Raw genomic sequence first — 20,159 nt, 5'->3', positions numbered from 1 at the left:
GGGTTTCACTGGAGGAAGGAAGCACATGAACAAATGCTATGCACTGGTCTGGAACGTATCCCAGGGCTGCTGGAACGTCGTCAGCGAAGGCAGTCGCAGGCGCGGCAAGCCCGCCGGCGCCAAGGCGGCGATCGCCTCCGCCCTGGCCCTGCTGGGCGCCACGGCCCTGGCTCCGGCCTATGCGCTGCCAAGCGGGGGAACGGTGGTCGGCGGGAGCGCGAACGGGGAGATACACCTGTCGGGCGGCAACAGCCTGTCGGTCAACCAGAAGGTCGACAAGCTCATCGCCAACTGGGATTCCTTCAGCGTTGCCGCCGGCGAGCGGGTGATCTTCAACCAGCCGAGCAGTAGCTCGATCGCCCTGAATCGGGTGATCGGCACCAAGGCCAGCGATATCCAGGGTCGGATCGATGCCAACGGCCAGGTCTTCCTGGTCAACCCCAACGGCGTGCTCTTCGGTCGCGGTGCCCAGGTCAATGTCGGCGGCCTGGTGGCTTCCACGCTGGACATCACGGATGCCGAGTTCAACGGCAACTCCTCCAGATACCGTTTCACGGGTCCCTCTACCAACGGTGTCCTCAACCACGGGGGCGCCATCACCGCGGCAGAAGGCGGCAGCATCGCCCTGCTGGGCGCGCAGGTCGACAACCGCGGGACGGTCCTGGCGCAGATGGGCGGTGTCGGGCTCGGCGCGGGCAGCGACCTGACGCTGAATTTCGACGGCAACAAGCTGCTCGACATCCGCGTCGACGCCGGGGTCGCCAATGCGCTGGCAAGCAACGGCGGCCTGCTCAAGGCCGACGGGGGGCGAGTCCTGATGGCGGCCAGGACCGCCAATGCGCTGCTCAACACGGTGGTGAACTCCCAGGGTGCCATCGAGGCCCGTTCGCTGCGCGGCAAGAACGGGCGGATCGTGCTCGATGGCGGCCCGGACGGCAAGGTCATGGTGGGAGGCGCCTTGTCCGCCAATGCGCTGAACGGACCGGGGCACGGCGGCACGGTCGAGGTCCGGGGGCAGGCGGTGGAGGTGGCCCTGGGCACCCAGGTGAACACGCTCGCCAGCAATGGCCTCAACGGCACCTGGAAGATTGCCGCCGACAAGATCGACGTGCGCCCATCGACGGTGTCGGATGGCGTCACCGTTCATGCCGACACCCTGTCGCGGAACCTGGCGAGCACCAATATCGAACTGGTTTCGACCAAGGGCGACCTGGACCTCGACGGCTCGGTGAGCTGGGCATCGGGCAACCGGCTGGGGCTGGGCTCCGCGGCCGATCTGACGCTGAATGGCAGGCTGAATGCCAGTGGTGCCAAGGCTGGGCTGGAGCTGAAGGCCGAAGGCGCTATCGATATCAATGACAAGATCGTTCTCGGCGGAGCTGGCAGCGCGCTGGCCATGGATGCCGGCGAAGGCCACCGGGTGAACGGCACGGCGTCGGTCTCCCTGGCCGGGGCCAACGCGACCTACGTCTCCGGCGGCTATTACTACACGGTGGTGCAGAACCTGGCGCAGTTGCAGGCGATCAACAAGAACCTGGACGGCCTGTACGTGCTCGGCGGCAATATCCTGGGCGGCAGCTATTACTGCACGGCGCTGCAATCCATCGGCGGGCCCGCCGGCGTCTTCAGCGGCACCCTGGACGGTCTCGGCAACAGCATCGGCAATCTCTCGATCAGCAACACCGGGCCGAATGTCGGGCTGTTCGCCCGCTCCTCGGGCACCCTGAGCAACCTGAAGCTGAACAACCTGCGGGTATCCGATAACACCTACGGCTCCGGACCGTCTTCGCTCGGCGCCCTGGTCGGGATCAACAGCGGCCGCATCGCCAACGTCAGCGCCAGCGGGGTCTCGGTCGTCGGCAGCCGACTGCGCTCCAACGCACTGGGCGGCCTGGTCGGGCGCAATATCAGCGGGCAGATCGCGAACGCATCCGTCAGCGGCGGCGTCACCGGTTATGCGGCGAGCACGGCGGTCGGCGGTCTGGTGGGGGAGAACTTCACCACTGCCTGGGGGCCGGAGGCGGTCATCGAGAACGCCCACAGCAACGTCCATGTGGCTGCACAGTCCACCGAGCGCAACAGCCTGGGCGGCGTCGGCGGCCTGGTCGGACTGAATGCGAAGGGCATGATCAGGGCGTCCGGCAGCCAGGGGAAGGTCGAGACCTACCGGCCCGGCCTGAACGTCGGCGGCCTGGTCGGCTACAACATGTTCGGCCACGTCTCCGATAGTAGCGCCAGCGGCCAGGTGGAGGCCGGCGGCGCGGGGAATACCGGCGGGCTGGTCGGCCTGAGTTCCGGCGGCGAGATATTCCGCTCGCAGGCGAGCGGGTCGGTGTACAGCAAGGGCGGCCTGGCGACCGGCGGGCTGATCGGCAAGGCAGAAGGCAACGGCATGCTCGGAAACCTGAAAGCCAGCGGCAGCGTCACGGACCAGGGCGGCGCGGATCTGGGCGGGCTGGTCGGCAACAATAGCCAGAGCGCCATCGAGACCGCCGAGGCGACGGGCAAGGTCAGCGGCGGCAGCAACAGTCGCGTCGGCGGGCTGATTGGACACAACCTCGGCGGTTCCGTCGCCCATGCGATCTCGCGCGGCGACGTGAGCGGCGGGTTCAACAGCCTGGTGGGCGGGCTCGTCGGCCACAACGGCGGCGAACTGGTCAACGTGGATACCAGCGGCAGGGTCAGCGCCGCTGCGAGTGCGTCGGTTGGCGGCCTGGTCGGCAGCAACGCCGGTTCGATCCTGTCGGCGCGCAGCAGCAGTACCGTCAACAGCGGCGGGCGCAGCCGCATCGGCGGCCTGGTCGGCGAGAACCAGATCCAGGGACGCATCGTTTCGTCCATGTCGGAAGGCACCGTCAGTGGCGACTACTACGTCTCCATGGGCGGGCTGGCCGGCGTCAACCTGGGATCGATCGAGTACTCCGGCGTCAGCGGCAAGATCGACTTCAAGCCTCAGTCCCATTACGGCCAGATCTACGGTGCGCAGGTCGGCGAGAACCATGGGGTCCTGGGCGGCAACTACGTGATCGGCGAGGCGGCGCTCCTGCCGCCTGCCGGTATCGACTACGGCAACATCTGGTAAGGCCGGCAGGGGAGGTCCCTGGCGGACCTCCCTTCCCGGCCGGGGCCGCTCTCGCCTGGAGTGTGGCCCTCTTCCGCAGGCGCAATCTTGGAGAGTTCCATGAGCATGAGGTTATTTCCCGGCCGCGTTTCCCTGCGCCGCCGGCCTGGCGCGCAGGCTCGGCAGGCGCTCGTTCTCGGCCTCTGCTGCCTGACCGGCGGCCAGGCCTGGGCCCTGAACGAGGTCGCCCTGAACTGCTCGTTCGGCAATGGCAAAGGCTTGCCCTGGCGTGTGGTGAACGAGCTGACCAGCGGCACGGCGAAAGGCACGGTGCTGTTCGCCAGGCCGGTGAGCCTGTTCCTGAACTACAAGCCCCAGGCTTCCCAGGAGGCGCATGAGCTGGTCATCGGGGGGAACTGGTCCGGGGTGGGCTTTCCGGGGCCTTACGGCACGGTGGCGTCCGACGTCAAAGGCATCGGCTATCGGATCTCGGTGGATGCCCAGGACGGCGTCAAGCGGGTGATTCCGGTCGACAACCAGCCCCATGCGCTGGACAAGCGAGTCACGAGCTTTTCCGGAAGCACGACCAGCGACTACCTGCAGGAACTGGTCCTGACGGTCGACCCCGGCGAGTTGCCTGCCGGCGACCTGAAGGTAACCAGCGTATCCGGCAGCGCCACCCTGAATCTCTGGGCGGTGGACAGGCTGAAGGGCGAAGCGTCCATCGGCAGCGTCCTGGCGGTGCCTGCGGACAACTACCCCACCGGGGTTTGCCGAAAGCCCTATTCGCTGATCGGCCCGGCCTCCATCGGGATCGGCGGCGGTCCCCCGCCGCCGCCGATCCCGAAGAAATGCAAGGTCGAGGTGGGACGGGAAATCAACGTCAAACTGGGTAGCGTCGCGTTGAAGAACTTCCCGCGGGTCAACGACACCTCCACGGAGCGCTCCTTCGATATCTCTCTCAGCGAGTGTGCGGCGCTGGCCAAGCCGGAAATCGCTTTCCGCGACAAGTATGTCTCGGCGCAGCAAGCGGACCCGACGATCCTCAGCTTGAAGAGCGGCGGCGCGGCGGGGTTCGGCATCGTCGTGAAGAACGGCCTGGACCAGCAGCGGATACGTTTCGACGGCACGCCCTACCCGATGCGGCGTGTCGGCGACAGCGCCGACCTCCCGCTGAGTGCCGCCTACATCCGTATCGGCGCGGAGGGCGAATTGAAGGCCGGGGTCGCCGACGGCGCCGCCGAGTTCACGTTTACCTTCCCCTGAGCGGCGCCGCCGCTCTTTCCCCGGCGTTTCCCGCCCCGCCTCGGGAAGCGCCGTCGGCCGCTTTCGCGCCAGCCCTCGCGAAGGCTCGGCCCCTCACCTCCAGTGGTTGCAGATCGCCGAAGGCGCTCTGCATATCGCTCCGCTGCTCGTCCTGGGTCTCGTGCGCACATGCCATTCCCGCACACGGAATACCGATATTGCGTATGGGCGAAGGCTTTCTGAGGGATATGCAAGTTTCCTTGGTAGGATTTCGCGCAAATAAACGAACGCTATTTTCCAGGCGATAGTTTCAGCTTGTCGCGGAACTCTTTTTTCAAACTTTTTGCTGCTCTGGCTTGTCCGTTTCGTATTTCATCGTTTTTCATAAGTGTCTACGTAGACGTTTTTCGGGGGCTGTTTCAAGTGTCTTTGTTGTTAGTTTACGAGGCGAAAAAATAGTAGTTTTACTATATTAAATATCGTCGGTTTCACTAGAAAATACACATGTTCACTTTGAACCGGGGCAGTGGCGTCGGCGGATTCCGGACCGCGCTTTCCTCCTTGCCGGCCGAGCGGCGGCCGCCTGCCTGCGGCAGGCATGACCGAGACCACAGGTTTCCTGGTAACGCTTTCGCCTGCCGTGTACCGCTTAAGGAGACGCAAGGATGTCCCTACATCGCATTCGCGTAATGGTTGCGGATGATCATCCCGCCATTTCGCTGGGTATTTCCTACGAACTGAGTCAGTGCGGTTCTTTGGAGATGCTCGGTCAAGTTTCCAATTCTACCGAGTTGATCGGCCGGCTCGACGAAGGCGACTGCGATGTCGTTATCGTCGACTATACGATGCCGGGCGGGAAATATGGCGATGGACTGGCATTGTTGTCATTGCTGCGGCGACGTTATCCGCATCTGCAATTGGTTGTCTTTACCATGCTGAACAATCCGGGCCTTATCCGGGCCATTCTCAAGCAGGGTATCAATTGCATCCTCAGCAAGTCCGACTCGACCAGTCACCTGCTGGCGGCGGTGAGCGCGGCCTATTCGCGAAACCAGTATTTCTCGCCGTCGATCAGGGACATCTTCGTCAACCAGGTGCTTTCCTCGCACAACGAACGGCTGACGCCCCGGGAGGCGGAAATCGTCCGTCTGTTCGGCTCCGGACTGACCATCACCGAGATCGCCGAGCGCTCGCATCGCAGCGTGCAGACCATCAGTACGCAGAAGGTCAGTGCCATGAAGAAGCTCGGCATCAAGCGCGATGCCGACCTCATCAGGTATGCGGCCGAGGGCTATTGCCGGATGCCCTGACGGATCGGCCCGCTTCACCAGGGCAGCGGCTGGTTCCGATAATCGACGAAGCGACAGGCATTCACGCCCGCGGCATCCTCCACCGCCGCGACCAGTCCGGCGGCGCTTTCCTCGACGCTCAGCGGCGCGCTGTCGCCGCCCATTTCGGTACGCACCCAGCCGGGATGCAGGAGCAACAGGCTGAACGGCAACTCCTCGAACTCGCCCTCCCAGCTGCGTACCAGGCTGTTCAGCGCCGCCTTGCTGGCGCCGTAGAGCGGCATCGTGGCCGACAGGCCCAGCGCCAGGCTGGCCATCTGCGAACTCATGAACGCCACCACGCCACCCCGGCTAACCCGGCCGGACAGTGCCCTGGCCAGGCGCAGCGGCGCGATGGCGTTGGTCAGGAATAGCTGGGCGGTCTGCTCGGCGTCGATTTCCGCCACATCCTGTTGCTGCGGGCCGTAGATGCCGGCGTTGACGATCAGGCGATCGATCCGCCGCTCGCCCAGCATCTCGCCAATGCGTTCGGCGCAATCGTGTTGGTTGAGGTCGCCGGTCACCGCTTGCAAGCGCTCCCCGGCCCGCTCCGCCAGTGCCTGTAGCCCGGGAGAGCCTTGCGGTCGCCGGGCGACGGCGAATACCTGTGCGCCGCGTTGCAGGAAGGCATCCGCCAGTCCCAGGCCGATGCCGCGCGAGGCGCCGACGATCAGAACGTTGTGCATGAGGTTCTCCGGGCGATAAAGCGGACAGGATACCCAAGCGCGTCCCGCTGCGGTAACCGCCGCGGCGACCGGCCGCGGCGGCCTCGACCTTACCGCATGGCGCTGCCGCCCAGGCCGGCGAGGTACAGGTCGAGCAGGCGGTCGTCGAACTCCGGCTCGCGCACGGCGCTCCCGCGCAGGTGTTCCTCGACGTTGGTGCAGTCCCAGAGATAGGTGTCCTGGTACAACTCGACGGTGCTGCGGCCGGCGTACATGTTGTCGCGGAACATGCTCAGCAGGGGATAGAGCGGGGCGTCGCGATTGTCTTCCCAGAGACTTACCCAGTCGTCGAACGGCATCTGCCGAAGGGGACGCCCGGCGCGTCGCCCGAGACGGCCGAAGAACTCGTCCAGGGTCAGGCAGCGCGGAATGCTCGGCACCAGGTTGAATTTCTTGCCCAGCGCCGAAGGCTGGCGGGCGATGACGCTGATCGCCTCTACCATGTAGTCCACCGTGGTCAGGCCCTCGCGCAGCTCGCGCAGGAGCGGCACGGCCCGGTACTCCAGGCAGGTCCGCGCCAGCCGGCTCCACCACTGGTAGTCGGCGTAGGCGCCGGTACGGCTGTGGCAGGTGGCGTAGCCGAGGCGGAAGGTCATCAGCGGCAGGCCGCGTTCGGCGGCGAGGTCGGCGATCTTTTCCATCACCCATTTGCTGCGCACGTAGCCCATGTCGGTGACCACCGCCGGCAGGTTCTGGTCGATGTCGTCGTCCTCGCGCATCAGGCGCTTGCCGGTATGCAGGTGGCCCCAGCTGTACACCGAGATGCTCGACAGCAGCATCAGCGGCTTGCAGCGGCCGCTGGCGCAGAAGCGCAGGACCTGGCCGAGCCCCTCGACGTTGTCGCGCTTCATGTAGCTGTATGGCTGGATGAAGTTCACCGCGCTGGCGGAATGGAAGACCTGGTCGACGCTGCCGGCCAGCTCGCGATAGGTTTCCGCCGGTAGTCCGAAACCTGGTTCTGCGAGGTCGGCGGCGTAGGCCCTGACCCGTCGCCAGTCCGTCTCGGCGAGTTCGATGCGGTGCTGCCGGGCGGCCTGGCGCAGGCGTTCGAGGGCATGGGCGTCGTTTTGCGCACGGACCGGACAATGCAGGTCGGCCTCGCGGCTGGCCAGCAGCTCGGCGAGCAGGTGGGCGCCCATCAGCCCGCTGGCGCCGGTGAGCAGGATGTGCCGTGGCGCCAGCAATTGGGCGGTGTCCATGGGGCGGCTGAAATCCACGTCGGCGGGCAGGCGCACGTCCCGTTGCAGCTCCTGGGCCGGTTCGCTGTCCAGCGCCGGCGGCGCTTCGCCGGCGCGCCGCGCCAGGCTGGCCGCCAGTTGGCGCACGCTCGGGGTGCGGTAGATGTCGTGGATGTAGGCACGGTTGCCGAAGCGTCGGCTCAATTCGCGCACCAGGGCGGCGGCCAGCAGGGAATGGCCGCCGACCTCGAAGAAGCTGTCGTCCAGGCCGAAGTCGGTATGCCCCAGCACTTCCTGCCAGGACAGGGCCACTTGCAGTTCGCCGGGGGTGCCGAAGCGTTGCTCGTCGAGTCGTTCCTGGCATTGTTCGTCCAGGTGTCGACGCAGGGCCTGGCGGTCGATCTTGCCGTTGACCGTGGTCGGCAGGCTGTCCAGCGACAGGTAGCGGCTGGGCAGCATGTAGTCGGGCAGTTCCTGGCGCAGTGCGGTCTTGATGGCGGCGAGCACGGCCCTGGCATCGCCGTCCTGCTGGCGGGGGACCACGAAGGCGCTCAATTGCTGGCTACCGGAGCGTGGGTCGGCATGCGCCAGCACCACCGCGCCGTGGATAGCCGGCTGGCGCAACAGCGCGGCCTCGACGTCGCCGAGTTCGACGCGGTGGCCGCGGATCTTCACCTGGTCGTCCAGCCGACCGAGGAACTGCAGGCTGCCATCGGCCAACCAGCGGGCCTTGTCGCCGGTGCGGTAGAGCCGACGCCGCAGTGCCTGCGAGTAGTGGAAGCGCCTGGCGGTCATGTCCGGGTCGCGCAGGTATTCGCGCGCCAGGCAGACGCCCGCCAGGTTCAGTTCACCGGGTCGGTCGCCATGGCAAGTCCGGTCGTCGGCGTCGAGGATGAATGCCTCGCAGCCGTCGATGGGCGTGCCGATCGAGGCGGGTCGCCGATGTGCTTCGGCGTCGACGATGCGGCAGGTGGCGAAGACCGTGGCCTCGGTCGGGCCGTAGTAATCCACCACGGTATAGGGCAGCCCGCCGGTTGCGACCGGCGGCAGTTTTTCCCCGGCGCAGAACAGGTAGCGCAGCGCCAGCGACGGCGGGGCGGGCTGCTCCGCCAGCGCGGGCACCATCACGGTAGGCGCGAAGGCGTGGCTGATCCGCTGCTCGGCGAAGAATGCCAGCAGCGCCGCCGGGTCTGGGCGCACCTCGTCGGGTACCAGGTGGAGGCAGGCGCCTGCGCACAGGGTGGACCAGATTTCCCATTGGGAAACGTCGAAGCCGACGCCGGCCATCAGGGTGGTGCGGCTCCGTTGATCCATATTGAAGCGCCGGTTGTGCCAGCTCACGAGGTTGGCCAGGGAGCGACTCTCGATCACCACGCCCTTGGGTTCGCCGGTGGTGCCCGAGGTGAAGATCACATACAGCGCTTCGCTGCCGTCGAGCGCCGGTCTCGGCGCGGCACCCGCCGCACTCGTCGCGAGCGCCTGTGCGATGACCTCCACCGGTTGCCCCGGCAGGTCCTCGGCCTGGGTGGCGAGGGCCAAGGGGGCCTGGCACTGGCGGAGGATTTCCCGCTTGCGCCTGTCGGGTTGTCGACGGTCCACCGGTACGTAGGCCGCTGCGCACTTGGCGGCCGCCAGGATGGCGATGACCAGTTCGGCCGAGCGTTCGGCCAGCAGGGGCAGCAGCTCGCCGCGGGCGACGCCGCGCCTGGCCAGGTGGGCGGCCAGCCGGTCGCTGAGCCGGTCGAGTTCGCGGTAGCTGAACGAGCGCTCGCGATCGACGAGGGCGGGGCGTTCGGGATGGGTATCTGCGTGTTGCCTGAATAAGCCAAGAACAGAATCTTTCGACATGGCTGAGACTCCTGTCTTGCCGGTTGAAAAGACGTTATCCGTGGTTTTTCAGCGTATCGAGCGGGGACCAGGGGGAAGGCTGGCGATAGGCCTGGTCCAAGGCTAGCCCCGAGGGGAAATGCGGCAACTGCCATTTGGTACAGGGTAAGGGGGGCTCGCCGCCGGGGTCGCCAGGGGGCGCCCCGGACGTTTTCGGAAGCGGGACCGGACTCAGTCCAGCTGGCCTTCCCGGTCGTCGAAGATCGCTTCTATCGCCAGTCCGAACACCCGGGCGAGCTTGAAGGCCAAGGGCAGGCTTGGATCGTAGCGGCCGGTTTCGATGGCGTTCACCGTCTGCCGCGATACCTCCAGCTTTCCGGCCAGCTCCGCCTGTGACCAACCGCGCTCCGCGCGCAACTCGCGAATGCGGTTCCTCATGCGTAGCGCCTCAGTCCCAGGACGCAGCCGATGGCCCAGAACGCGCCCATCAGGGGCCAGACGAAGAACATCGAGAGTTTCGGAAAGCCGGTGGTTTCGAGGAAACCGTAGGCGAAGGTGAGCAGGGCGGTGCCGACGAAGGCCAGGGCGAGGGCTTCGAGATGGATGCGCCGGGCCATTTCGTCGAGGCGCCGCAGGTAACGGATCACCACCAGCGCCAGGGCGACCATCGGTGGCACCGGCAGCAGGGCGAGGAAGACCCGGCCGGCGCCCGGTTCCGTGCCTGCCAGCAACTGGCCGCTGATCAGAACGGCAGCGGCATAGCCGACCAGCGCGAGAAGCAGTTCGAGGAAGAAACGTTTGTGGGTCATGGTTGAACCGTCCATGTAAAGGGGGCTTTACATTGGCCGGGATGCTCTTCTTTGTCAAGCAAGCTTTACATTCTCTATGGGCTTGCCTTGGCGAGGAGACTCGGGGATGGTAGCGGGCGGTCTCTGGGAGAACGGCGAAATGGCGACGGGCGACGAATTCGACGCGCTGCTGGTGGAAGCCGGCCGCACACCGATGCGCGGCTGGGAATACGACTATGGCGGGCGCATCCGCCTGGAGCCGCCGCCATGGGATTTCCCGGGGCGCATGCTGGAGCGCTGCCGGGCCGCCGCCAGCCTGCTGGACATGGGCACCGGCGGCGGCGAATGGTTGAGCCGGCTGCCGTATCGTCCGCCGCTCACCGTGGCTACCGAGGGCTGGGCGCCCAACCTGGAGATTGCCCGGGGGCGCCTGGAGCCCCTGGGCATCCGCGTGGTCGAGGTGGAGGGCGCGCCGGACAACCATCGCCAGGGCCGGGAGGGCGATGGCGGCGGGGCGTTGCCGTTCGCCGATGGCACCTTCGACCTGGTCGGCAACCGCCACGAGTCCTATCTGCCATCGGAGGTCCGGCGGGTGCTGGCGCCCGGCGGCTGTTTCCTCACCCAGCAGGTGGCCGGCGACTTCAACCGCGAGTTCTATGCGTTGCTCGGCGAACCGGCGCCGACGCCGGAGGCACCGCACTGGAACCTGGGTTTCGCCCGGGCCCAGCTGGAGGCCGCGGAGTTGCCGCCGGTGGCAGGCGGCGAAGGTTGGGAGGTGTTGCACTTCGCCGATGTCGGCGCCCTGGCCTGGTACCTGTTGAACCTGTCCTGGGTATTTCCCGGTTTTTCCTTCAGGCGCCACCGCGAGCGCCTGCGCGGCCTGCACGAGAGCGGCAAGCCGCTGGCGGTGCGGCAGTTCCTCTTCTGGCTGGAGGCGCGCAGCCCCCAGGCCGCGCGCGGCTAGAGGAAGAGTCGCTTCACCAGCTCGGTGCGGCTGCGCGCGCCGGTCTTGCGGAACAGGTTGAGCAGGTGGGTCTTCACCGTCGGCAGGCCGAGTCCGAGGCACTGCGCCAGGCATTTGTTGCTGACGCCGTCGCGCAGCAGCAGGGCGATCTCCCGTTCCCTCGGTGTCAGGCCTTGCAGGCGCTCGGCGCTGGCCGTTGGCGTGGCGCATGCCTGCGCCGCCAGCTCCATCAGGCCATGCAGGGCGCGCAACTGTCGCAGCTCCTGGTCGGAGAAGGCCCCTAGGCGGGCGTCGCGCAGCAACGACAGGGCCGCGACCGGACGCTGATGCGCATGCGCCAGCACCTCGACCACGTCGCAGATCCCGTGGCGTCGCAGGAAGCCCTGGTACAGCGCGCTGTCCTCCGCAGGCTGGCGGGCGATGCCCTGGCGCAGCGGCACCACCGGCGAAGCGCTGGCCAGGCAGTGGCGCGGCTGCAGCGGATCGTAGTCGCGGTAGTGGCGCAGGTAGTCGCGGTGCATGCCGGCCGGCATCCGCAGGAGCTGGAAATCGTGTGCGCGGCAATCCTCGTCGATGCGATAGAACACGCACAGGCTGGCCGGCACCACCTGGGTGAAGGCCTGCATGCAGCGCGGGCCGAGGTCGGGCGACAGGGTCGAAGGCATGGCGCGGGACTCCCGTGGGACGAGGCGGCGGGACGTCCACTGTCCCGCCTGCCGGGCAGAATGTCCATGCCCCGGCGCGCCGTCTTGTCTCTCTCTGCCTGGCTTGGCAGGCAGCGGCAAGAAACCCGGCAGGCTGGAGCAAGCGAGCGGGGGAGCGGCGGGTCCAGAGTATTCCCGGGTAGTAGGCGCATGCATGACGCAGCGCCGTCGCCAAGCCGAGGAGCACACATGAGTATTGCCATCGACCCGTCCGTCAGCGCCTTCTTGCGCAGTCCCCATGGCCTGCTGATCGACGGCGAGTCCGGGCCGGCGCGTTCCGGCGCCGACATGCCGCTGTACGACCCGGCGACCGGTACCGAGCTGGCGCGCGTGGCCCGCGCCGGCGCCGAAGACGTCGATCGGGCGGTCGCCGCCGCGCGGCGTGCGTTCGAAGGCAACTGGGCAGGCCAGCGCCCGGCCGATCGCGAGCGCCTGCTGCTGCGACTGGCGGAACGGATCGAGGCGCATGGCGAGCAACTGGCGCAGCTGGAGACCCTGAACAACGGTAAGTCGATCAACCTGTCGCGGGCCCTGGAGGTCGGCGCCTCGGTCGAGTTCATCCGCTACATGGCCGGCTGGGCGACCAAGATCGAGGGCCGCAGCCTCGACCTGTCGATCGCCGCGGTCCCAGGCGCGCGCTACCGAGCCTACACGGTGCCGGAGCCGGTGGGCGTGGTTGGAGCCATCGTGCCGTGGAATTTCCCCTTGCTGATGGCGATCTGGAAGATCGTCCCGGCCCTGGCCTGCGGCTGCACCGTGGTCCTCAAGCCGGCCGACGAAACCCCGCTGACCGCCCTGCGCCTCGGCCAGTTGTGCCTGGAGGCGGGGATTCCGCCAGGAGTGGTGAACATCGTCACCGGCACGGGCGCCGAGGCCGGCGCGGCACTGGCGGCGCACCCGGGCATCGACAAGCTGGCGTTCACCGGCTCGACCCCGGTGGGCAAGCTGATCGGGCATGCGGCGGTGGAGAACATGACGCGTTTTTCCCTCGAACTCGGCGGCAAATCCCCGGTGATCATCCTCGATGACACCAGCCTGGACATGGCTGCCGCCGGTTCCGCCGGCGCGATCTTCTTCAACCAGGGGCAGGTCTGCACCGCTGGCTCGCGCCTCTATGTGCAGCGCAAGCGTTTCGACCAGGTGCTGGAGCGCCTGGCGGCCATCGCCGGCGACCTGAGCATCGGCCCCGGCCTGGATCCGACCACGCAGATCAACCCGCTGGTCTCGGCCAGGCAGCAGGAGCGGGTGCTGGGGATGATCGAAAGCGGGGTGGCCGAGGGCGCCAGCGTGGTCTGCGGTGGGGCGCGCCAGGGCGAGACGGGGTTCTACGTGCAGCCGACGATCCTTGCCGACGTCACCCCGGGGATGCAGGTGGTGCGCGAGGAAATCTTCGGGCCGGTGCTGGTGGCGACGCCCTTCGACGATCTCGACGAAGCGGTGCGCCTGGCCAACGACAGCATCTACGGGCTCGGTGCGAGCATCTGGTCCAACGACCTGCGCCAGGTCATGGACCTGGTACCCAGGATCAAGGCCGGCACGGTATGGGTGAACGCCCACAACCTGCTCGACCCGTCGATGCCGTTCGGCGGCTTCAAGCAGTCCGGCATCGGACGCGAGATGGGCCATGCGGCGATCGAGGCGTACACCGAGAACAAGTCGGTGTGCATCGCCTACTGATATCGATGAATCGGGGGGAGCCGATTCGTTCGGCTCTTTCGCTGCCCTCCGCGGCAGCCTTTTGTTCGACACGCCTCGCCTGCCGGCGGAGCGTACGGGACGCCGGTGCGTCCCGCAGGGCCTGACGCAAGAACAACAACAGCAACGCTGCCGTCGAGGATACGTCGATGTCCAACTCCAGACTCACCCAGCACCTGCTCCGCGGGCGGGTTGGTTTCCCCACCGCCCTGGCCAGTTCGGTCGGGTTGATCATGGCCAGCCCGGTGATCCTCACCGCCACCACCGGCTTCGGCCTGGGCGGCGGAACCTTCGCCGTGGCGATGCTGGTGGCGCTGCTGCTGATGCTGGCGCAGTCCACCACCTTCGCCGAGGCCGCCTGCCTGCTGCCGACCCGTGGCTCGGTCTACGACTACCTGTCGTGCGGCCTCGGGCGCTTCTTCGCGATCACCGGCACGCTGTCGGCCTACCTGATCGTCCATGTGTTCGCCGGCACCGCCGAAACCATGCTCAGCGGCACCATGGCGCTGGTCAACTTCGAGTCGCTGAATACCCTCACCGAGCCGGGCGGCGGCGCCTGGCTGGTGGGCGTCGGCATGGTGCTCTGCTTCGGCCTGCTGAATGCGCTGGGGATCACCGCCTTCGGTCGCGCCGAAGTGATCCTCACCTTCGGCATGTGGAGCACCCTGATGATCTTCGCCGTGACCGGCCTGTTGCGCCTGCCCGCGGTGGAGTTGCAGGGCTGGTTCGGGGCCTCGATGGTCGGCGACGACCTGCCGACCCTGCTGTCGCTGGTGGGCATGGCGATGTTCATGTTCGTCGGTTGCGAATTCGTCACGCCGCTGACGCCGGAGGTGCGCCACGCTTCGCGGACCCTGCCGCGGGCGATGGCCCTGGGGTTGATCGGGGTGGCCTGCTGCATGTTCCTCTATGGCGCGGCGATGCGCCGGCAGGTGGAAAACCTCGACCTCGGCGGCGGCCTGCACCTGCTGGAGACGCCGATGGCGATCCCGCGATTCGCCGAGCAGGTGATGGGACCGTTCGGACGCATCTGGCTGGGCGTGGGCCTGCTGTTCGCCGGGGCCGCCACCATCAACACCCTGATGGCCGGCCTGCCGCGGATTCTCTACGGGATGGCGCTGGATGGCGCCTTGCCGAAGGCCTTCACCTACCTGCACCCGCGCTTCAAGACACCGTTGCTGTGCATCGCCGTGGCAGCGGCGATTCCCTGCCTGCACGCCTGGTGGCTGGGCGGCGACAGCGAAGGGATCATCCACCTGGTCCTGGCTGCGGTCTGCGCCTGGGGCACCGCCTACCTGCTGGTGACCCTCTCCGTGGTGCTGCTGCGCATCCGTCGCCCGGACCTGCCGCGCGCCTACCGCTCGCCGCTGTTCCCGTTGCCGCAGCTGTTCTCCAGCGTCGGAATCCTGCTGGGGATGTTCTACATCACGCCGCCGGGGATGAATCCCGCCGACATCTACCTGCCGTTCGCCCTGATGCTCGGCCTGGCGGCCGCCTACGCCCTGTTCTGGACCCTGTGCGTACAGCGGGTGAATCCGTTCCGTCCGCTGGCGGTGGAAGAGGTGCTGGAGAAGGAATTCGCCGAAGAGGACCAGCAGCAGCGGGAGAGGGCGCATGTCCGCCTGGGCGCGCTGGTATGAGCGTCACTGGCGCGACTGGCGGCCAGCCGCCTATCGCCCCGGAGCCACCCTGGCCCTGGTGCGGCGCAACCTGGCTGCGTGCGACGGCGAGGCGCAGGACGGCAGGCTGTTGCTGCGTACGAAAGAGCTGAGCCTCGAGGTTCGCGAGCGGGTCCAGGCGCACCTGTTCGTGCATATCGTCAGCACCGAGTTCAGCCTGTTCGTGGCGGCGCCCGGGGGGCCGCCGGCCAGCCTGGAGCTGCGTCACGCCGGTTGTTTGCGGCGTCGCGGCATCCTTTGCAAGGTACGCAGCGGGAGCGGGCTCGAGCCGTTGCGGGAGGCCTTGCAGGGGGGCGACCGGGTCTTGCTGGAGCAGCTCATGCCGCTGGACTTCCGGAGTTTGCGCCTCTGCCGCGACGACAGGGGCTGGACCGTGAGCCTGGAACACCTGGGGGCGTGCGAGGTGGTCAACCGCTTCCCCGCCTATCGCCGCTACATCCCTCTGGTCGCCGAGCAGCGCCTGGCCCTGCTGGGCGCCTTCGCCCAATTGCAGCGCCTGCTTTCTCCCGCCTGAACGGCCCTTGCCGGCTCTCCCGGATGCGTATCCGCCGGTCCATTTGCGCTAGCTTGTGGGTATATCGATAACATGTTAATCATAACGGCAGCGCTGCGTGGCTCGGTAATTGCCGCGCCATACAACAATAACGATGGCCGTTGCCGTCAGGAGGTGCCCGGTGCATACCCTGTCTTCCGCACACAACAGCTTCGAAGCCTGGAACCAGGCGTTGCGCCAGGTCTGCGGGCGCTTCGAATCGCAACCCGCGCTGAACCGGACGCTGTTCATCGGCGATATCTCGCGGCAGGACCTCGGCGGTCTGGAGTTGGCGCAGATCCGCACCAACGCAGGGCGCATCGCCCGCCAGGCCACCCATGCCGATCATGACGACGACCGCCACTGCTTCCTGGTCGTCCAGCGCAGCGGCCATGCGCAACTGCGCCAGGGTGGGGACAGCATAGAGCTGGCGCCAGGGGAAATGGCGCTGATGGACTCCGCGGGCGGCTGCGAGATCATTCCCCACGGACTCATCGAACACACCTCGTTCCATCTCTCCCGCGAAGAGGTATGCCGGCACCTGCCACCCAGCCAGCGGGCCTTCGGCAAACTCTCGCCGAACTGCGCCAGCGGTCGCCTGCTGAGCCTGCTGGTGCAGCAGGTGTGCGCCGGAGAACTGCAGCCGTGGGCGGTGGCGGACGAGGGCGGGGCGTTGCAGGAGGCGCTGATCGCCCTGCTCGGGCCGGCGCTACAGCACGCCGGCGAGGAATTGGAGGGACCGCTGGCCGGGCTCTATGGCTACAGTCTGCGCCGGCACGCGGAGCGTCTGATCGAGCAATCCCTGCAGGAGCCGCGCCTGAGTCCGGACATGCTCGCCGGCCGCCTGCGCATCTCGGTGCGCCAGTTGTACCGGTTGTTCGAGGAGCAGGGCGACAGCGTCTGCCGCTACATTCTCCGCCAGCGCCTCAGCCGCAGCGCCGCCGACCTCGGCAACCCACGGCTGCGCGGCGAATCGATCACCTCCATCGCCTTCAAGTGGGGTTTCAGCGACTCGGCGCATTTCAGCCGGGCGTTCAAGAAGCAGTTCGAGGTTTCGCCCAAGGACTATCGGGCCGGCGCGCTACCGGCCTGACGCCGCCGCGCGCTGCCATTCGTCCCGCCGATCCGCGCCGCAGGCGGAGCTGGCCCGGTGAATGCTTGACGCTTCACCGGAGGCACAGCAAGAATGCGGCGTGTCAGGTTGCATGAAAATAACGGCGGCGCTGTCCGGGGTACCTGCCGCGACAAGCAGCACCCGATGCCCGCACCTTTCATGTCGCCAGCGAGGCGCAGGATGTCATTGCCTTGGGGCGTGCGCCGCGTCGCTATTCACTATCAGATTTCGAGTGCCCCCCTACACCATGCGAATGCGCCTGATGCTTTTGGGCGGCGGTAATGCCCTTGGACAGGCGCTGATCCGCCTAGGGGCGGAGGAAGACATCGGTTTCCTCGCGCCCAGACCACCCGAGCAGGGCTGGGATGCCGCCAGCCTCACCACCCTGCTGGACGAAACGCGCCCCGACGCGGTGATCAACCTCGCCTTCTACCACGACTGGTTCCAGGCCGAGCAGGTCGAGGCGGAGCGCCTGGGCGCCCAGGAGCGCGCCGTCGAGCGCCTCGCGGAGCTCTGCCAGCACTACGAGATCCTGCTGGTCCAGCCGTCCAGCTACCGGGTCTTCGACGGCGCCCGCGCCACCGCCTACAGCGAGAAGGACGAGACCCTTCCGCTGGGCCTGCGTGGCCAGGCGCTCTGGCGCATGGAGCAGAGCGTGCGCGCGGCCTGCCCGCGACATGTGCTGATCCGCTTCGGCTGGCTGCTGGACGAAAGCCCGAACGGCTTGCTGGGACGTTTCCTCAGCCGCGCCGAGCAACCGCAGCCGCTGTTCCTCGCCGACGACCGGCGCGGCAACCCGACGCCGGTGGACGACGCCGCGCGGGTGGTGCTCTCGGTGCTCAAGCAGCTCGACTGCCAGGCGCCGCTGTGGGGCACCTACCACTACGGCGGACTGGAAGCGACCACCACCCTGGCGCTGGGACAGGTGATCCTCAACGAGGCGCGTACCTATCGCTCCAACCTGATCCAGGAGCCTTCGGCGGAGGCCCATGCCGCGCGCCCGGACGCGCTCGACGAGCCGCAGCACGCGGTGATGGTCTGCAAGAAGATCCTCCACACCTTCGGCATCAAGCCGCGCGCCTGGCGCGCAGGTTTGCCGGCTCTATTGGACAGGTACTACAGGCATGTTTGAACGCCCCATCCTGATCACCGGCGGCGCCGGTTTCATCGGCTCCCACCTGACCGACGCGCTGCTGGCGCGCGGCTACCGCGTGCGTGTGCTGGACAACCTGTCCACCGGCAAGCGCGACAACCTGCCCCTGGACGACGAACGGGTAGAGCTGCTCGAAGGCGACGCCGCCGACGCGGCGACCCTGGCGGCCGCCCTGAAGGGCTGCGCGGCGGTCGCCCACCTGGCCGCGGTCGCCTCGGTACAGGCCTCGGTGGACGACCCGGTCGCCACCCACCAGAGCAATTTCATCGCCACCCTGAACCTCTGCGAAGCGATGCGCGAGCAGGGCGTGAAGCGCGTGGTGTTCGCTTCCAGCGCAGCGGTCTACGGGCAGAACGGCGAAGGCACGGCGATCGACGAAGACACCCCGAAGTCGCCGCTGACGCCCTACGCGTCGGACAAGCTGGCCAGCGAGTACTACCTCGATTTCTATCGCCGCCAGCATGGGCTGGAGCCGGCGATCTTCCGCTTCTTCAACGTCTACGGGCCGCGCCAGGACCCGTCCTCGCCCTATTCCGGGGTGATCAGCATATTCACCGAGCGCGCCCTGAAGGGGACGCCGATCACCGTGTTCGGCGACGGCGAGCAGACCCGCGACTTCATCTACGTCGCCGACCTGGTCGATTTCCTGGTCCAGGCGCTGGAGGCGACGGCGGTGGAACCCGGGGCGGTGAACGTCGGCCTGAATCGCAGCATCAGCCTGAAGCAGTTGCTGGCGGAGATCGGCCAGGTGCTCGGTGGCCTGCCGCCGGTGACCCACGCCGACGCGCGAGCCGGTGACATCAGGCATTCGCGGGCGAACAACGAGCGCCTGCTGAGGCGTTTCCGCTTCGACCAGCCGACGCCGATGGGCGTGGGCCTGGCGCGCCTGCTCGGACGCTGATCACCACCAGGGCTTGTTCAGCGCCAGGTAGAAGATCCCGCCCAGCAGGGTGAGGCTGAGGACGCTGAGCAGGCCCTTGCCGGGGCCCCGCGCCATCCGCAGGGCGAACGCCGCGCAGACGATGTAGCCCAGCAACAGCCCCAGCTTCGCCAGCAGCCAGAGCGGCAGCGGCCAGGGCATCGCCAGGTGCACCAGGCCGAGCGCGCTGAGCAGCAGCAGGGTGTCCACCAGGTGCGGTCCCCAGCGGCGGATGCCGCTGGCCTTGCGCCCCGACCAGTTCCAGGCCAGGCGCCAGACGAACAGGGCGGCGCTGCTGAGGGCGAAGGTGATGTGCAGGGTCTTCAGCCAGGGGTACATGGGGTCCGTTTCCGCAGGATGAAAAAAGGCGCCCGAAGGCGCCTTTTCCCGTTGGGGGCGCAAGCCCCGCGACAGTCTACGACTCAGAACTTGTAGCCGAAACCGATCATGTAGACCCACGGATCGACGTCCACGTCGACCTTGGTCTTGTTCACGCCCAGGGCGCTCGGGCCGTTGATGCTGGCCTTGGTGTCGATGTCCATGTACCAGACGGCCATGTTGAACAGCGCGTGCTCGTTGAGCATGTAGTCGAAGCCCAGTTCGCCGGCCAGGCCCCAGGAGTCCTGCAGCTTCATGCTGCTGAAACCCTGCGCCTTGCGGTTGCTGGCCAGGTCTTCGTCGAAGAAGGTGGTGTAGTTCACGCCCAGGCCGCCGTAGGGCTGGAAGGCGCTGTTGGTACCGCCCATGGGGTAGTACTGGAGCAGCAGGGTCGGCGGCAGTTGCTTGATGTCGGCCAGCTTGCCGTCCAGGCCCGGGCCGAGGCCCTTGACGTCGACCTGGTGGTTGAACGGAGTGGCGGCGACCAGTTCCACGCCCCACTTGTCGGCGAACATGTAGGTGAAGGTCAGGCCGAGCTGGGTGTCGCTGTCGACAGTCGCCTTGGTACCGCGCTGCTTGGCGCCGTCCAGCTTGATGTCGGAACTGCTGTCGTCGGGATCGACGGTGGCGAAGCCGCCACGGATGATGAAGTCACCGGCCTTGTGTCCTTGAATATCCGCAGCGGCGAACGGGGAGGCGACGGTGAGGGCCAGCAGGGAAGCGGTAAGCCAGGACTTACGCATGATGAGCTCCATTCCTTGTATTAGAAAGTGTTGGTGCTGCTAATGGTCAGCCAGCTAACAGTTGCCTTCCTTGACACAGCTCAATCAATCCTAGGAGCAAATGTGACCGCCGCAACGTAAATGGCG

17 protein-coding genes are annotated in these 20,159 nt (G+C 67.1%); 10 read left to right on the top strand and 7 right to left on the bottom strand.

Translation table 11 applies throughout. The features are described from left to right. Positions 1 to 25: 25 nt before the first annotated feature. From JHD77_RS23265 to JHD77_RS23255, 3 genes are all read left to right on the top strand, one after another. Entirely contained in the window at positions 26 to 3,082 is a 3,057-nt protein-coding gene (locus JHD77_RS23265; RefSeq protein ID WP_031755677.1) for a two-partner secretion domain-containing protein, read from the top strand. Between the two features lie 99 nt (positions 3,083 to 3,181). Continuing rightward, the gene (locus JHD77_RS23260; RefSeq protein ID WP_003158814.1) at positions 3,182 to 4,327 is read left to right on the top strand and encodes a fimbrial protein; all 1,146 of its coding nucleotides are present in this window, start codon (positions 3,182 to 3,184) and stop codon (positions 4,325 to 4,327) included. 644 nt (positions 4,328 to 4,971) lie between these two features. After that, a complete protein-coding gene (locus JHD77_RS23255) occupies positions 4,972 to 5,616 on the top strand; it encodes a response regulator transcription factor (RefSeq protein ID WP_003093364.1) in 645 nt (214 codons plus the stop codon). Positions 5,617 to 5,630: 14 nt separating this feature from the next. Here the strand turns inward: JHD77_RS23255 and JHD77_RS23250 are convergent, their stop codons facing one another. The 4 genes from JHD77_RS23250 to JHD77_RS23235 all read right to left on the bottom strand — a co-directional run bounded on the left by JHD77_RS23250 (position 5,631) and on the right by JHD77_RS23235 (position 10,173). Then, a complete protein-coding gene (locus JHD77_RS23250) occupies positions 5,631 to 6,320 on the bottom strand; it encodes an SDR family oxidoreductase (protein ID WP_003113039.1) in 690 nt (229 codons plus the stop codon). A gap of 89 nt (positions 6,321 to 6,409) precedes the next feature. Then, entirely contained in the window at positions 6,410 to 9,385 is a 2,976-nt protein-coding gene (locus JHD77_RS23245; RefSeq protein WP_031755675.1) for a non-ribosomal peptide synthetase, read from the bottom strand. A 210-nt stretch (positions 9,386 to 9,595) separates the two neighbouring features. Continuing rightward, entirely contained in the window at positions 9,596 to 9,802 is a 207-nt protein-coding gene (locus tag JHD77_RS23240; RefSeq protein WP_003161707.1) for a helix-turn-helix transcriptional regulator, read from the bottom strand. After that, entirely contained in the window at positions 9,799 to 10,173 is a 375-nt protein-coding gene (locus JHD77_RS23235) for a hypothetical protein (RefSeq protein WP_003093356.1), read from the bottom strand. Before JHD77_RS23235 ends, JHD77_RS23240 begins: the two co-directional genes overlap by 4 nt. Before the next feature lie 106 nt (positions 10,174 to 10,279). On the opposite strand from JHD77_RS23235, the gene JHD77_RS23230 reads away from it, so the two are divergent. Continuing rightward, positions 10,280 to 11,116: a class I SAM-dependent methyltransferase gene (locus JHD77_RS23230; protein ID WP_031755673.1), complete on the top strand. Its 837-nt coding sequence runs from the start codon at positions 10,280 to 10,282 to the stop codon at positions 11,114 to 11,116. On the opposite strand, the gene JHD77_RS23225 is transcribed toward JHD77_RS23230, so the two are convergent. Beyond that, positions 11,113 to 11,781: a helix-turn-helix transcriptional regulator gene (locus tag JHD77_RS23225; RefSeq protein WP_003113042.1), complete on the bottom strand. Its 669-nt coding sequence runs from the start codon at positions 11,779 to 11,781 to the stop codon at positions 11,113 to 11,115. The two genes, JHD77_RS23230 and JHD77_RS23225, sit on opposite strands and share 4 nt — an antisense overlap. 228 nt (positions 11,782 to 12,009) lie before the next feature. Between JHD77_RS23225 and JHD77_RS23220 the strand changes: the two genes are divergently transcribed. From JHD77_RS23220 to JHD77_RS23195, 6 genes are all read left to right on the top strand, one after another. Then, on the top strand, positions 12,010 to 13,497 hold the full coding sequence (locus JHD77_RS23220; RefSeq protein ID WP_003118226.1) for an aldehyde dehydrogenase family protein: 1,488 nt from the start codon (positions 12,010 to 12,012) through the stop codon (positions 13,495 to 13,497). A gap of 167 nt (positions 13,498 to 13,664) precedes the next feature. Continuing rightward, positions 13,665 to 15,155, top strand: coding sequence for an APC family permease (locus tag JHD77_RS23215; protein ID WP_023116463.1), 1,491 nt, complete (start codon positions 13,665 to 13,667; stop codon positions 15,153 to 15,155). Beyond that, on the top strand, positions 15,130 to 15,708 hold the full coding sequence (locus JHD77_RS23210; protein WP_191519401.1) for a DUF3156 family protein: 579 nt from the start codon (positions 15,130 to 15,132) through the stop codon (positions 15,706 to 15,708). Before JHD77_RS23215 ends, JHD77_RS23210 begins: the two co-directional genes overlap by 26 nt. Positions 15,709 to 15,868: 160 nt before the next feature. Beyond that, a complete protein-coding gene (feaR, locus tag JHD77_RS23205; RefSeq protein WP_003105262.1) occupies positions 15,869 to 16,819 on the top strand; it encodes a transcriptional regulator FeaR in 951 nt (316 codons plus the stop codon). A 268-nt stretch (positions 16,820 to 17,087) separates the two neighbouring features. Beyond that, positions 17,088 to 17,972, top strand: coding sequence for a dTDP-4-dehydrorhamnose reductase (locus JHD77_RS23200; protein WP_003113045.1), 885 nt, complete (start codon positions 17,088 to 17,090; stop codon positions 17,970 to 17,972). After that, positions 17,965 to 18,894: an NAD-dependent epimerase/dehydratase family protein gene (locus JHD77_RS23195; protein ID WP_003093339.1), complete on the top strand. Its 930-nt coding sequence runs from the start codon at positions 17,965 to 17,967 to the stop codon at positions 18,892 to 18,894. The genes JHD77_RS23200 and JHD77_RS23195 overlap by 8 nt, the downstream gene beginning before the upstream one ends. Here the strand turns inward: JHD77_RS23195 and JHD77_RS23190 are convergent, their stop codons facing one another. Together JHD77_RS23190 and oprG are read right to left on the bottom strand one after the other, a co-directional pair. Further along, positions 18,895 to 19,251 carry a SirB2 family protein gene (locus JHD77_RS23190; protein ID WP_003118228.1) on the bottom strand — a complete coding sequence of 119 codons (357 nt, stop codon included), beginning with the start codon at positions 19,249 to 19,251 and terminating at the stop codon, positions 18,895 to 18,897. It lies immediately after the preceding gene. 83 nt (positions 19,252 to 19,334) lie between these two features. After that, the gene (gene oprG, locus JHD77_RS23185) at positions 19,335 to 20,033 is read right to left on the bottom strand and encodes an outer membrane protein OprG (RefSeq protein ID WP_003093337.1); all 699 of its coding nucleotides are present in this window, start codon (positions 20,031 to 20,033) and stop codon (positions 19,335 to 19,337) included. Positions 20,034 to 20,159: the final 126 nt, after the last annotated feature.

Origin of the sequence: Pseudomonas sp. P20, assembly GCF_016463925.1 — a bacterium.
Classification (GTDB): domain Bacteria; phylum Pseudomonadota; class Gammaproteobacteria; order Pseudomonadales; family Pseudomonadaceae; genus Pseudomonas; species Pseudomonas aeruginosa.
The sequence above is the reverse complement of the archived record's forward strand: the minus strand, read 5'-3'. Positions and strand labels throughout refer to the sequence as shown.

Coding starts and splice junctions, on each gene's coding strand:
- JHD77_RS23265 (WP_031755677.1), top strand. CDS start 26: ATGAACAAATGCTATGCACTGGTCTGGAACGTATCCCAGGGCTGCTGG.
- JHD77_RS23260 (WP_003158814.1), top strand. CDS start 3,182: ATGAGCATGAGGTTATTTCCCGGCCGCGTTTCCCTGCGCCGCCGGCCT.
- JHD77_RS23255 (WP_003093364.1), top strand. CDS start 4,972: ATGTCCCTACATCGCATTCGCGTAATGGTTGCGGATGATCATCCCGCC.
- JHD77_RS23250 (WP_003113039.1), bottom strand. CDS start 6,320: ATGCACAACGTTCTGATCGTCGGCGCCTCGCGCGGCATCGGCCTGGGA.
- JHD77_RS23245 (WP_031755675.1), bottom strand. CDS start 9,385: ATGTCGAAAGATTCTGTTCTTGGCTTATTCAGGCAACACGCAGATACC.
- JHD77_RS23240 (WP_003161707.1), bottom strand. CDS start 9,802: ATGAGGAACCGCATTCGCGAGTTGCGCGCGGAGCGCGGTTGGTCACAG.
- JHD77_RS23235 (WP_003093356.1), bottom strand. CDS start 10,173: ATGACCCACAAACGTTTCTTCCTCGAACTGCTTCTCGCGCTGGTCGGC.
- JHD77_RS23230 (WP_031755673.1), top strand. CDS start 10,280: ATGGTAGCGGGCGGTCTCTGGGAGAACGGCGAAATGGCGACGGGCGAC.
- JHD77_RS23225 (WP_003113042.1), bottom strand. CDS start 11,781: ATGCCTTCGACCCTGTCGCCCGACCTCGGCCCGCGCTGCATGCAGGCC.
- JHD77_RS23220 (WP_003118226.1), top strand. CDS start 12,010: ATGAGTATTGCCATCGACCCGTCCGTCAGCGCCTTCTTGCGCAGTCCC.
- JHD77_RS23215 (WP_023116463.1), top strand. CDS start 13,665: ATGTCCAACTCCAGACTCACCCAGCACCTGCTCCGCGGGCGGGTTGGT.
- JHD77_RS23210 (WP_191519401.1), top strand. CDS start 15,130: ATGTCCGCCTGGGCGCGCTGGTATGAGCGTCACTGGCGCGACTGGCGG.
- JHD77_RS23200 (WP_003113045.1), top strand. CDS start 17,088: ATGCGAATGCGCCTGATGCTTTTGGGCGGCGGTAATGCCCTTGGACAG.
- JHD77_RS23195 (WP_003093339.1), top strand. CDS start 17,965: ATGTTTGAACGCCCCATCCTGATCACCGGCGGCGCCGGTTTCATCGGC.
- JHD77_RS23190 (WP_003118228.1), bottom strand. CDS start 19,251: ATGTACCCCTGGCTGAAGACCCTGCACATCACCTTCGCCCTCAGCAGC.
- oprG (WP_003093337.1), bottom strand. CDS start 20,033: ATGCGTAAGTCCTGGCTTACCGCTTCCCTGCTGGCCCTCACCGTCGCC.